This is a genomic window from Raoultibacter timonensis, assembly GCF_900240215.1.
GTDB lineage: Bacteria > Actinomycetota > Coriobacteriia > Coriobacteriales > Eggerthellaceae > Raoultibacter > Raoultibacter timonensis.
On the sequence record NZ_LT964681.1, the window covers coordinates 866,815 to 879,572 of the forward strand.

A 12,758-nucleotide genomic window follows, 5' to 3' on the forward strand; every position below is an offset into this window, starting at 1 on the left:
TTTTTGGTAAGGCACCTCTTGGTAGGGTGAAGCCGTCCGAAGTGAAGAAATCGGATGCAACCGACACGACGATTCCAAGGGGGGATCATCATGAAAGTAACCCAAGGTGTATCGAGGCGCTCGTTCCTCAAAGGCGCCGCGCTCGCCGGCGCCAGCGCAGCCGCCGCCGGCATGATCGCAGGATGCGCGCCCGGTAAAACGAGCGAAACCGCCGACGCGGAAACAACGCAGGCCGCCGCGAGCAACAACAACTCGGCTGCGAGCGTTGACGGCGCTGCCAATCCATCATGGCTCGGCGAAAAGCCCACGGTCGACGAGGCCGATGTGACGAGTACCGTCGATACCGAACTACTCGTAATCGGCGGTGGCAACAGCGGCGTATGCGCCGCCCGCCGTGCGGCGGAACTCGGCATGAAAGTCGTCGTCATGGAAAAGCAGCCCGAGGACACCTGGGCTCCCATCGGCTGCGACTGCGGCACGATCAATTCGAAAGCCTACCTCGAAACCGGCGCCGAAGAGATCGACGAAATGCAGGTCCTCAACGAATGGCAGCTGCGCAGCTACTGCCGCTCAATGCCCTCGATCGCAAAGATGTATGCAACGCGCTCGGGCGAAGTCACCGACTGGATCAGAGAAGCGGCGCCGCAAGAGGAGCTCGACGAGTTCTCCGTGTTCTACAGCTTCCCGAACGGCAGGCGCGCCGTCGCTATCAACCACAGCGGCTACACCTCGTTTCCCGGTACCATATCGTATCGCGATTTCAACGATACCCTCGGCAAAGGCCAGAACCAGCCCGCATGGGGAACCGTGCTTCAGCACAGCATCGATATAGCCAAGGAAAACGGTGCGGAGTGGCTGTACAGCACCACGGCCGTCGTGCTTATCCAGAACGAAGATGGCGATGTGACGGGTGCATACGGCAAGGGTTCCGACGGCTACGTGAAGGTTAACGCCGAAGCCGTGCTGCTCGCATGCGGCGACTTCTCCGGCAACGGCGAAATGGTGCTCGCTCTGAACGACGAGGTGCGCGAGCTCGCCGAAGCGAGCGGCCTCGATACTACCGACCCCTCCGGATTCATGGGCATGGGGCAAGACGGCATGGGCCACAAGCTCGCCTGCTGGGCAGGCGGCGTAATCGAGCCCGGTCCGCGCGCAGCAATGAACTTCGGCAACGGCATGGGTGTGCCCGGCCTCACCGCCATCGGCAACTACCCGGTGTTCGGCCCTGACGGCAAGCGCTTCTTCAACGATGCGCAGTTACAGTTCGGCGGTCTCGGATTCATGGCCCGACGCGAACGCGGCGAGCTCATGTGCACGATCGCCGACGGAAAGTGGGAAGAGAACATCCAGAACCAGGGATACGAGCACAACATGTCCTCGACCACCTGCGCCCGCGAATGGGATCTCGTGAAAGAAGACCTCGCCAACTACAAGACGGGACCCGACGGCTTCGAGGTGTACGGGTTCACCGGCTACGGCATGAGCAAATCGAAGATGTATGCCGCCGAAACGCTTGAAGAGCTCGCCGACATCCTCGGATACGAAGGCGAAGCGAAGCAGGGTCTGCTCGACGAGATCGCGCATTACAACGAGATGTGCGCTGCAGGCAAAGACACCGATTGGGGTCGCGACGCAGACCTCATGAACCCGCTCGATACGCCGCCGTTCTTCGGCATGGCGGGCAATACCGACAAGGGTCGCATCTCGAGCGGCATGGTGCAGATGTCGGGCGTACTCGTAACCGACAACTTCGAAGTGCGTCGCCTCGACGACAGCATCATCAAAGGCCTCTACGCCTGCGGCAACGATTGCGGCGGTCGCTACGCCATCCAATACCATACGCTGACAGCCGGAAACTCGGTTGGTATTGCGACAACCCAGGGTTACGTTGCCGGCGAACACATCGCCCAGCACCTCGAAGAGGACAAGGCAGCAGCCGACGTCTACGCCGAGAAGCTCGCGAAGATGGCCGAAGAAGCAGCCAACAACCCGGCCGGTGGCCCTCCCGGCCTGTAGGTTTCAGGCTCTATCGCTTGCAGCGCGAACCCTCTCGTCCCTTGCGCCGCACGACGACGAGCTTCTAGAATCGCACACTCTAGAATTTGAAACCGGCGGAAGCGAAACCATCTTCGCTTCCGCCGGTTCTCCCAGGACCCCAGAATCGCAGGACAGGCCGAAAGGCCACAGCACCGATGCCCGAGTCCCCAATTCGCCGCAATCCATCCAGTCATGTGCCCAATGTTTGGCAGATGGGAATTGGATCGATCGCTAGACTTGGATCGGAGATCATCGACGATCACCTATCGATCGATTATGCATACCGATTCCGAAAGGGCCGCTTGGCATGGAATATCTTGTTGCGCTGCTTGGCACAACGGCGTTCGTCGTCGCCTCGAGCCTCCTCTTCAAAATGCGTTCGGCACCGCTTTACATAGCAGCGGCAGCCCTGATAGCACTGTATGCGGCAGGTTCGTACGGGATGCTGCCCGCTCCTCTTTGGAAAGCCGTTTTTCCGCTCGTCCGCAAGGGGCTTATCGCGCTATCCCTTTTCACCATCGTCATGTTCATCGGCGTTTTCAGGGAATCGTCAGCGGCAAGAAACATTCTGCAGCCGCTGCGTAAAGATCTCGCTGTAACGGCGTCTGCGCTTGCGATCCTCCACATTGCCGCGCAAGTTCAATCGTACCTTCCCAACCTGTTGGCTATGCTCGGAGATTCGCCCCTGCACGCGATGCAGCTTGCCACCGTATCGGCTCTTCTTGCTCTCGGTGCAATCTTGACCGTCACATCGTTCGAGCGCATCCGGAAGCTCATGCCAGGGAAAACATGGAAGCGGCTCCAGAGGGCCTCCTACGTGTTTTTCGCCCTTATCGCCATCCATATCGTGCTCGTCCTGGCACCAGCAGCGGCGGCCGAAAAGGCAGCGGCCTGGGAGAGCATAGTCGTCTACCTCGGCGTGGCCCTCATCTACACCATCCTGCGTATTCGAAAATCACGTTTCGACGACCAGCGCATCGCATCTCGCCGGACAATCGCCTCCAAATGATGCGTTCCATGTGACCAATTCTGGGCAGAAGAGCACGCCTCGCCCTTCCTATACTTGTTCGGTCCGCAGTGGGGGGAAGCGAATTGCATGCGCACAGGAGCGTTTTACGCGCCGAAGGCAAACCGACTGCGGCCATCAGACGATAGGAGGAACATGGAAAAGAAAACGGACACTTCACCGTTGGAGTACGTGAAGGACGGCAAGTTCACCCGCCGAACCTTCGTGAAGGGCGCGGGATGGATCACCGTCACCTCGGCTTTGGGATTCGGCCTTGCCAGCTGCGCTCCGGACAGCGAACCGCCGGCAAAGGAGGACGCAACATCAACCACCGACCCGAATGAGGGCATCACCTATGCACACGCATGTTGCAATCTCAATTGCACATCGCACTGTCATCTCAAAGCCCATATCAAAGACGGCAAGATCGTCACAGTCACCCCGGGTGATACGCCGGGCCGCGAAGACTACGCGAACGCCTGCCTGCGAGGCATGGCGCTCAGCCAGAAAACTCAGGATGAAAATGCGCGCGTCATGTACCCGATGAAGCGTACGGGAGAACGCGGTTCGGGCGAATTCGAACGCATTTCGTGGGATCAGGCAATCGAGGAGATTTCACAAAAGTTGCTTGAGACCAAAGAGAAGTACGGCGAGAAATCGGCAGCGTTCTACTCGTTTACCGGCAATTCGGGCAACCTCTCGATGAGCGCACCCACGCGATTCGCGGGCACCTTCGGCGGCACCGTGTTCGACATCGAAGGAATCATGGGCGATCAGGGCGCAAGCATGGGCATGATTCTCGCCTACGGCGTGAAGCGCGGCTCTCACGACACGCGCGACTACCTCAATTCCAACATGATCGTCCTGTGGGGACGCAACGTGGCAGACACGCACACCTCCGAATTCCGCTACCTTGTACAGGCTCGCGAAAAAGGAGCGAAGATAGTCGTGGTCGACCCGCGGCTGTGCTCGTCGGCCGCCATTGCCGACCAGTGGATCCCCATCAAACCCCAAACTGATCCGGCGCTCGCCCTCGGCATGATGAACGTCATTATCGGCAACGATCTCCATGACAAAGAATGGTTGATCGCACACAGCGTAGCCCCCTTCTTGGTGAAGGAATCAGACGGCAGCTACCTCATGGACGGCGAAGACTGGATGATATGGGACACCGCTTCGAACAGCGCCAAAAAGTACACCGACGAAAGCGCAACACCCGCCCTCTCGGGCACGTTCGATGCAGAGGGCGAAGCGGTGCGGACGGCATTCGACCACTTGGTCGACGAGGTTTCCAAATACACGCTTCCCGTAACAGCTGAAATCACCGGACTATCCGAAGAAGTCATCGAAACGTTCGCTCTCGAGTACGCCAACGCAAAACCAGCAGGCATCCGCATGGGCCAGGGCATGCAGCGCGTTTGGAATTCGTTCGCACCGTTCCGCACCGTCGCAGTACTCGCAGCAATCACTGGGTATATAGGCGTTGAGGGCGGCGGCGCATCGCATATGGGCGGTATCACGGCAGCCGAGCCCCATCCCGAGATCGAAGCGCCAGCGCTCGGCAACCCCGATTGGTCGAACACCGGCGACAAGAAAGCCACCATGGTCAGAACGTCTACCATGTACGACCAGATCATGAACAAAGATCCCTATCCCCTCGATTTCCTGTGGTTCGCGAACTCGAACTTCGTCAACATGAGCCCCGATGCGAACAAAGTCATCAACGAAGTACTGCCCAATGTTTCCACGATCGTGACGGTGGATCCGTATTGGACCTGGACGGCCAAGCAGTCAGACTACGTGCTGCCTGCATGCAACTACTGGGAAAAATGGGATGTCGAAGACCGTACCCCTTGGGTCATCGTCAGCAAGCCCAAGATCACGCCCATGGGCGAAAGCAAGTCGGACGTCGAAATCATGTCGCTGCTCGCACAGAAAGTAGGCCTCGAGGCATACTGGAACAAAACCGATGAGGAATGGGCGCGCGGCTTCTTCAACTACGAGCATCCCGCATGGGAGGGCTTCGATTTCGACAAAGTAGCCGAAGAGGGCATTTTCGCCCGCGCGGATGCGATCTTCGAGCCGCTGATCTTCCGGCCTGACAGCACGTTTCCCACCCCCTCGACGCGCTTCCAACTCTACAACGAAGAGCTCGTCCCCTACGAGCAGGAGGTTCCCACCTACGTACCGATGCTCGAAGACCCCGCAGGCGAGCTCGGCCAAAAGTATCCACTCGTATACCTGCAATTCCACGACCGCTTGAACGTGCACTCACAGCACATCCTCATTCCCGAGCTCAGCATCGTGCAAAGCGAACCGATGCTTGAGATGAACCCCGTTGATGCCGAAGCCCGAGGGATTAAGCACGGCGATGTCGTTCTCATCAAGAACGATCGCGGCGAATGCAAGATGAAGGCGTTCCTCACCGAAGGCATCCACCCCGGCGCTGTCGCAACGGCAAGCGGATGGACGCCCGAGCAATTCATCGAGGGCAACTACCAGATGCTCACCCATTTCACCATCAACCCGACCGAAGAGTTCATAGGCCAAACCAGTACAGCTTTCTATGACGTATTGGTCGAAGTAGAGAAAGCGTAGGTGCAATCATGGCAAATACGGTTCAATACGGCATGGTCATCGACACGACCCGCTGCATGGGTTGCCAAACCTGCGTGGTGAGCTGCAAGGTCTCCAACCAGACTCCCGAGGGACTGTACTGGGGACGTGTGCGCAACCGTGACGGTGAGATCGTCTACCAGGCAACGGGCACTTTTCCCGATGCGAAACTTGCGTTCAGACCCGAGCTTTGCAACCACTGCGCATCTCCGCTGTGCTTTGCTAACTGCCCGGCTGGCGCGATCGAAAAACGCGAGGAGGACGGTGCTGTCATCATCGATCCCGAAGCATGCATCGGGTGCGGAACATGCGTAACCGCCTGTCCGTACGAAATACCCCAGATGGACGAAACGACCAAAACCGCCTCGAAGTGCAACCTGTGCTACGAGCGCGCCGCCGCAGGCGAACAGCCATGGTGTGTGCTCTCCTGCCCCGGCAAAGCGCGTATCTTCGGAGACATCAACGATCCGGAAAGCGATATCTCCCGGTACATAGCCGAAAAGGGCGCCGTTCCCTTCCACGAGGAGTACGAGACCGGCCCCTCGGTGTACTACGTGCTCTGAACCCGTCCTGACAGGCTGCACGGCAAACGCAACCCGAAAGATGGAACATCCCTTTTCGGAGAAGCCCGCTTCGGCGGGCTTCTTTCATGGGGCCAAGCATGATCGGGTTCGTCGACACAGCAACGCATCAGCCCATCAGCAGCGAACGGCCTTCTTCGCTGCCAGCAATACGCACGCGCATACGACGGCGAACATCGCCTGCCCGATAAACACGAACTCGGGAGTTACCGCTATGGCGAACAGCCATCCGAACAGGGTCGAAGCGCATGCGATGCCAAGGTCGACGACGTTTTGCTGCACCGAAAGAGCCGAGGCGCGAAACCGTTCGTCCACGCTTGCAGAAATGGTCGATAGAACAACGATCGTCGAACCCGAAGATCCCATGCCTGCAAGAAAACCCGCGGCAAGCAGAACGAGGGGCTCGACGCGAACGAGCGCGATCAGGCCGATTCCGATCCCCATGCAGCTGAGCGTCGCCGAAAGCACGACGCGTCGATTGCATGTATCGGCAATCCATCCCGCGAGAGGATTCGCAATAAGCCCACCGATGCTGAAGCACGAAAAGAACAGCCCGGCGTTGATGGGGATCTGTTCACCCTCGACAAACGTTACGACAAAATTCATCGACAGGCCGTATCCAAGCGAAACGACCGCCGTCACGCACAAAAGCACGATGAGACTGCGCTGCCCCGAAGCAAAAGCCATGCGCAGGGTCCTCGCAGTGCCCAAATCATCCCATTCGCCAGATTCGACCTTCTCGCTCGATGAACCATCGCTCGGCAGGACCGGCGCCTCGACAATGCGCACGCGATGCGGCGCGAAGCAGAACGAAAGAGCGAATGCCGCCGCCGAGCAACCCGCTAGAATCAGGAAACAAGCCGCGTACCCGCTTATCTCGACAATCGCCAATGCAGCGAGGGGGCCGAACAGGAGCGAAGCTGCGGTGGCGAATCGATAAGAGCCGATGTAGAGACCGTCTTTTCCTGCAGGCGATATCGAAGCAACGGCTGCTACAGCACAGGGCCAAAACGCCGAAAGCCCCACCGCCTGAACGCTTCGGATGAGCAGAAGCTGCCAGAAGGTCGTACTGAGCGCAAGCAGCAGGCTCGAAACAACAAACGAGGCAGCACCTATGACCATGACGAAACGGGTTCCGCGGCGATCGGCCAAAGGACCGAAGTAGAACCGCATGACCACGGCAACGAGTAGAAACACCGTTCCCTGTAGACCCGCCTCAACCATCGTCGCACCGATGCTGAGCGAATAGGACGGCAGGAGGGTCATAAGAATATTGTTGCACCCATACATGAAAAATCCTGCAAGCGAAAGCCCCACAAGCGGCACGACGCCTTTGTGAGCAGGCTTATGCTCCGCCGCACTCGGCTGCATCGTCTTCATCGTATCCGGTATCCTCCCATACGCCCCTGATACCAGAGTATATCCGCCGAAAGACGCTCGGTCTGACCAATTTTGTGCATAAGGAGTTCCGGGAGGAACACACAATCCGCTTCAGACACGCACCGAACTTGCGATATCGGCTACTCGCTCGCTTCGAGCATCGTAATTCGCTCTAGGCGATCCATATCGAGTATCTCAATGCTGTTACGCCGCTTCTTCACAATACCCTGTTCCTGCAGACGCGAAATAGAAGAGGTAACCGAGTTCCTGCTTATTCCCAAAATGTTCGCGATATCGCTGTTGTTGTACTTCACGATAAGGGGCTCACCTGCACCATCGACCGCTTCGGCACCGCGATCGCCTCCGCGCGATTCCAACTCGTCGCGCCCAAGACTAAGCAAAAGCATGGGGATGCGCTGGGCGGTCGCATAGAAAGCCGACGAGACCGTTTCGTTCGTAAGCACGGAAATCAAGCTGTACAGATACTTCACGATCATATCGGTGAATTCAGGGCACGTATGCATTGCCGTAAAGAACGACTCCTTTGGAATGGCGATAAGTTCGCTATCGACGCATGCGCACGCAGTTGCAATGGGCAAGCACGAATCGCTGAGAATCTGGAAACCGAAAAAGTCGCCTTTCTTGCAGAAGTAAAGCGTCTTTTTTCGCCCATCGCGCTCGAGCTTGTATATCTCGACCATTCCCTCGACTACGAAATGCGCGGTCTTGTGAGGTTCCGAACCCCATCCGAATATGCCGCCTTTCGGAACATGTCTCACGAAATAGTCGACACCTGCGCGATCCAGTATGTTGATAAGCTCGTCTTTCTGAGGGAGATCGGATGCTATATCTCCCTTGTCAGGCCAAAACATGATCCGCCCTATTCGCGTGTACCACGATATCCTCCCACTGTTCAGCCCGTCGAGCGTACAGCTGTATCCCCCGACATGATGATCGCGTTCGACGATTCTTGCAGAATCCGCATGGCGATTATTCTATCGCATAAATGAGACCCCGGTTCCAACGTCGGAAAGAGAGCGGCCCTCGTGGTACCGCAAGAATCGGCGCAAGAACGGGTTTTGCGCTCGAATGCACGATAGGGAGCCACCGCTGAAAAACGATGGCTCACCTTCGTACGTTTCAGACATTCCCAATATAAGACCATGTCCAATGATTGATACGAATCCTTAGTATGCGATTGTCGGACTTCCTGAAACCCGCGGGACCACTTGCCGATCACACGCTCTTCAAAAGCCGTTCAAATACCCGTCGATAGCGAAGGCGCTCCTTGAAGCCTAGCCGATCGGCCGCTTTTCGGTACAGGGTGTCCAGCTCGCGCCGCCGGGCGGACGCCGCTTCATCGAGTTCGACAACCTGCTCGGTGATGGCTTCGGGATTCGCGCTTTCTCGAATATACCGATCGATGTCGCCGATGTTCGACCACAACAAGCCGTCGAAAACCGAGATCGTCGATGGACCGAACGAGAGCGTTGCCGGGCCGTCTTCTTCCCCGATGGGCGCATACAGATTCTCATGGTACGGATCGTCGGCGCCTGCGCGCATAAACCGAGTCGGCGTCGTTGGACGAAACCCGTGCGCGTCGAGCCAAACTGTCGCGTGTTCGAACAACTGCGCTGCGTCATCGTCGCCTTGGGCGCACAGCCAGCCCTCGCGCAAAGGCACCAGTTCGAAACCGTCAACGGCGGAGCGCAGCGCAGTACGCAGCGTCTTTTCAAGAGAGGCTTTCGTCTGACCGTTGATTCCGAGAGCCACCTGCATGACAATACGATCAAGCCCCATCTGTTCGAGCAGAACCGAGGTTTTTTTCATCTCCGTTTCACCCGACGGAACGCCCAGAATATCAGCTTCGGCAAAATCTGAAGTAAAGTAACGAAACTCGAGACAAGGGACACCGAACGCCCTGAGGTCGTTCGCCTGGCCGACCGAAAGCAATCCGGGATCGAAGCCGGCATGCACGGTCGTAGCTGGTGCTATGGGGAAAATGCGGCCGATTTCGCACAAAAAATCGCGCATATCGGCTTCCGGAATCGTGCTCATCGATCCCGTGCCGAACGTAACTGACGCTATTTCGAGCAGCGGCGCATCTTCGGCGAATCCGCGCATTTCCGCAAGCACGGCATTAAGGTACGATCGCTTCACCGAGGATGCCACGTTTGCGTACGTCGGCGCAGTATCCCAATCGGCATTGCCGACTACAAACGGAATGCTGATAAACAGATTGCACTGCTGCATGGTTTTACCGCTCCTTGCGTTCGTTCCCATCTTCTCGCAGCATAGCGTAGCGGATGGATCCTCGCCACAAACGGGTGGTTTGTCGGATTAATGGTTCTGCTTTTACGGATGGTGGCTCAGAAAAAAAGGCGAAGCGTCTGCTCTGACGCTTCGCTTTTGAGGAAGGCTATGTTCGTTCGGCTTCCTACCCCTGTATGTACGCTCGTGCGTTGTTTGCTGCTTCACGGCCCGAATTGACCTGATTGCCAAAGGCGGTGCCGGGCATATTGATCGTGTACACGTTGCGGTAGAGCATACTGCCATCATTGCCGATCGCGTAAAGTCCGGGGATGGTCTTCTTGCTTTCGTCGAGAACCTCGCGACGCTTGTTGGTCCAGATGCCTCCCGTCGTGAAGAAGAACGAGTAGCCGATCTTGGCGATATAGAACGGCCCCTGCGCGATCGGTTCCAAAAATTCTGCAGCCTTTCCGTAGTCGGTATCCTCGCCCTTTTCACACATTTTGTTATAGCGTTCGACGGTAGCAGCCAAGGTCTTTGCATCCAGATCGAACTTCTCCGCAAGCTCTTCGATAGAGTCCGCTTGGTAGAGCGAATTCCCGAGGTTCTCCTCGAGGGATTTTTTGAATACTTCGACATCGGCATCGGATAGACCAAAATACTTATCGAAAATCGCCTGATCGAAAATGCAGTAATTCTCTGCATTGTCCTTCATCGCATGGAAGGGCATGACCATACTTATATCGCGGAGGTTCTCACTGTTAAAGCGATCGGCGTACTCGTTCACCCAAAGGACCGGGCCGCCCGAAGCGATGCCCCAATATCCGTTGATCGGATTGGCTGCATCTTCCATGCTGACGACCGGTAGCGCTTCGATGAAGCCGAGGACGCTTTGCGACGCATAGGGCAACGAATCCTTTGCACCCACTTCCATACACATCTTGTAGGCGTCGCCTGCGGCGTTACTCGACCCGACGATATGCAGCGATTCGGTATTCCAGCCCTGCTTTTCGAGCAATTCCGGACTACCGCCGAAACCGCCGGTAGCGAGCACTACCGCCTTGGCATTGTACTGGATCACTCCTTCAGGGCCTTCTGCGTACACGCCGACAACTGCACCATCGTCCATGATCAGAGAAACAGCGGCCGTTTCCAGATGAGGCTCGATGCCCAGTTCGTCCATCTTCGCCTTCATCGGCTCGACGTAGCCGACCCCCGCCTTGCCGTCTTTCCACCAGTGAAATGTCTGAAACAGCCCACCGTGATAATCGTCGATAACACCGCTGAAAAGACAACCCATGTCCAAAAGCCAATCGATGTTCTCGGCAGACTTTTCGCATAAGTCCATCCACAAAGCTCCGTTGGGGCGATACTGCCCGCGCTCAAGCTCCGCCATGACGACATCGGCCGGCTCTATCTCGATGCCCGCTTCTTTCTGCGGCGTCGAATCGATGGCAAAGATGCCTTCCACGAAATTTGCGTTGCCTCCAACCATCGTGCCTTTCTCAATGACGATAAAATCGGTTCCATTCTGCGCCGACTGCACAGCGCATGCGATTCCCGATCCGCCGCAGCCGACAATGAGAAGATCGGTATCGTACACTTTGTCGATTGATTCGGGAACCCACCGCTGATCGCCCCCGGAAGCAGAGGTGCTTGCGCTCGAATCTTCCGAACCTTTGGATTGTGAACTGGGAGAACATGCAGCAAGCGTGCCGAGACCGGCAACAACTCCGAAAGCCGATGCTCCCGCGAGGAAGTTCCTTCTTGTGATTCCAAGAGACTTTTTGTTCGTATCTGGCATAGTGAGACCCTTTCTCCCTCAGCCCCGTGTGGGCTGTCTACGACCAGAATACGTCATTTACACATTATGTCAATAGAACAATTATTCAATTGTGCAATTTGTCTATTTGTCAATTAGAGTTTCGTACATCTCCCTATGCCATCGATCCATTTGCTCGACAGCGTTTGCATCGAGATCGGAGTAGAGTTCGCTCGTCGCCTCGCCAAGCTTTTTGGTTATCTTCGCTTCGAGAGAGCGCCCCTTCTCGGAAACGGAAAAAGAAGCGTCGCGTTTTTCGGCGCTATCCTGATGGGCCACAACGTAACCCCCTGATTCGAGCTTCGCTTTCCCCCTCGATATCGCTGCCCTATCCATGAGAAGCCTGGCTGCAATGTCGTATGACCTCAAAGGCTCATCCGAATTTGCCAACAGGTTCAGCATCCTGTATTCGGGCGTGGATATTCCCCCCGCTTCCTTGATGATCTTATCCCACATCTTCGGAAGAACCTTCATATTGACTATGAACTCCGGCGATATCGGAAGGACTTGCTTCTCGAACGAAGCCGTATGCAGGCTATTCGACGAATTCAGCTTCTTGTTCACGTAGCTGCCGATCAGTACGGCTTCCCTGATATCCTCATCTGTCATGGTTTTCCAAAACGAAGCCTTCATGTCTTCGTAAATATCCTCCGTCGCCTGCTTTGTGGTACTGACTCCCTTTTCGGTGATAGACATATCGGTCGCACGACGATCTTGGGCGTTGATGGTCTTGACGATCAGCCCTTGGTTTTTGAGGTTCGAGACGGCCACCGAAATCGAATTGTGCTTGAGATGCAAGAACCCGCCGACAGAAAGCCCCTTAGAGACGCCTCCCGATAGCTCTATTGAACGCAGAATCGAAAATTCGGTAGGTGATAGACCGTACTTCGACGATAAGATTATCTTGATATGCTTTTCATGCTCAATGATCACCGTCATCATCTGGTAGCTGAATGAAACCTTTCTTTCGGCAGCCATTGCGCTCTCCCTAGTATGTCAATTTTACAATACGTCAATTGAAATCAGCTTTACGGTACCAGAAAGAGCGCTCACGCGTAACCGAGCC

General features: G+C 56.4%; 9 protein-coding genes. 4 read left to right on the plus strand and 5 right to left on the minus strand.

The features are described 5' to 3' along the window. Nucleotides 1-90 precede the first annotated feature (90 nt). From C1722_RS15710 to C1722_RS15725, 4 genes are all read left to right on the plus strand, one after another. Nucleotides 91-2,016, plus strand: a complete 1,926-nt coding sequence (locus C1722_RS15710) for an FAD-binding protein (RefSeq protein ID WP_180995311.1) — start codon at nt 91-93, stop codon at nt 2,014-2,016. Between the two features lie 328 nt (nt 2,017-2,344). Then, nucleotides 2,345-3,046 (plus strand): ferric reductase-like transmembrane domain-containing protein, encoded by a 702-nt coding sequence (locus C1722_RS15715; RefSeq protein WP_102380268.1) that lies wholly within the window; start codon nt 2,345-2,347, stop codon nt 3,044-3,046. Nucleotides 3,047-3,199: 153 nt separating this feature from the next. Then, entirely contained in the window at nt 3,200-5,641 is a 2,442-nt protein-coding gene (locus tag C1722_RS15720) for a molybdopterin-dependent oxidoreductase (RefSeq protein ID WP_102380269.1), read from the plus strand. A gap of 8 nt (nt 5,642-5,649) precedes the next feature. Beyond that, nucleotides 5,650-6,222, plus strand: a complete 573-nt coding sequence (locus C1722_RS15725; protein WP_102380270.1) for a 4Fe-4S dicluster domain-containing protein — start codon at nt 5,650-5,652, stop codon at nt 6,220-6,222. 135 nt (nt 6,223-6,357) lie between these two features. Here the strand turns inward: C1722_RS15725 and C1722_RS15730 are convergent, their stop codons facing one another. From C1722_RS15730 to C1722_RS15750, 5 genes are all read right to left on the minus strand, one after another. Further along, nucleotides 6,358-7,620: an MFS transporter gene (locus C1722_RS15730; RefSeq protein WP_102380271.1), complete on the minus strand. Its 1,263-nt coding sequence runs from the start codon at nt 7,618-7,620 to the stop codon at nt 6,358-6,360. A 140-nt stretch (nt 7,621-7,760) separates the two neighbouring features. Further along, nucleotides 7,761-8,492: a Crp/Fnr family transcriptional regulator gene (locus C1722_RS15735; RefSeq protein WP_102380272.1), complete on the minus strand. Its 732-nt coding sequence runs from the start codon at nt 8,490-8,492 to the stop codon at nt 7,761-7,763. A gap of 364 nt (nt 8,493-8,856) precedes the next feature. Then, nucleotides 8,857-9,873 carry a hypothetical protein gene (locus tag C1722_RS15740; protein ID WP_102380273.1) on the minus strand — a complete coding sequence of 339 codons (1,017 nt, stop codon included), beginning with the start codon at nt 9,871-9,873 and terminating at the stop codon, nt 8,857-8,859. Nucleotides 9,874-10,057: 184 nt separating this feature from the next. Continuing rightward, entirely contained in the window at nt 10,058-11,674 is a 1,617-nt protein-coding gene (locus C1722_RS15745; protein WP_102380274.1) for an FAD-dependent oxidoreductase, read from the minus strand. Nucleotides 11,675-11,776: 102 nt separating this feature from the next. Then, the gene (locus tag C1722_RS15750) at nt 11,777-12,670 is read right to left on the minus strand and encodes a MarR family winged helix-turn-helix transcriptional regulator (protein ID WP_102380275.1); all 894 of its coding nucleotides are present in this window, start codon (nt 12,668-12,670) and stop codon (nt 11,777-11,779) included. Between the last annotated feature and the right edge of the window lie 88 nt (nt 12,671-12,758).

Excerpts from the sequence above, each read along its gene's own strand:
- C1722_RS15745 (WP_102380274.1), bottom strand. The coding sequence starts at position 11,674 with ATGCCAGATACGAACAAAAAGTCTCTTGGAATCACAAGAAGGAACTTC.
- C1722_RS15715 (WP_102380268.1), top strand. The coding sequence starts at position 2,345 with ATGGAATATCTTGTTGCGCTGCTTGGCACAACGGCGTTCGTCGTCGCC.
- C1722_RS15725 (WP_102380270.1), top strand. The coding sequence starts at position 5,650 with ATGGCAAATACGGTTCAATACGGCATGGTCATCGACACGACCCGCTGC.
- C1722_RS15720 (WP_102380269.1), top strand. The coding sequence starts at position 3,200 with ATGGAAAAGAAAACGGACACTTCACCGTTGGAGTACGTGAAGGACGGC.
- C1722_RS15740 (WP_102380273.1), bottom strand. The coding sequence starts at position 9,873 with ATGCAGCAGTGCAATCTGTTTATCAGCATTCCGTTTGTAGTCGGCAAT.
- C1722_RS15735 (WP_102380272.1), bottom strand. The coding sequence starts at position 8,492 with ATGTTTTGGCCTGACAAGGGAGATATAGCATCCGATCTCCCTCAGAAA.
- C1722_RS15730 (WP_102380271.1), bottom strand. The coding sequence starts at position 7,620 with ATGAAGACGATGCAGCCGAGTGCGGCGGAGCATAAGCCTGCTCACAAA.
- C1722_RS15750 (WP_102380275.1), bottom strand. The coding sequence starts at position 12,670 with ATGGCTGCCGAAAGAAAGGTTTCATTCAGCTACCAGATGATGACGGTG.
- C1722_RS15710 (WP_180995311.1), top strand. The coding sequence starts at position 91 with ATGAAAGTAACCCAAGGTGTATCGAGGCGCTCGTTCCTCAAAGGCGCC.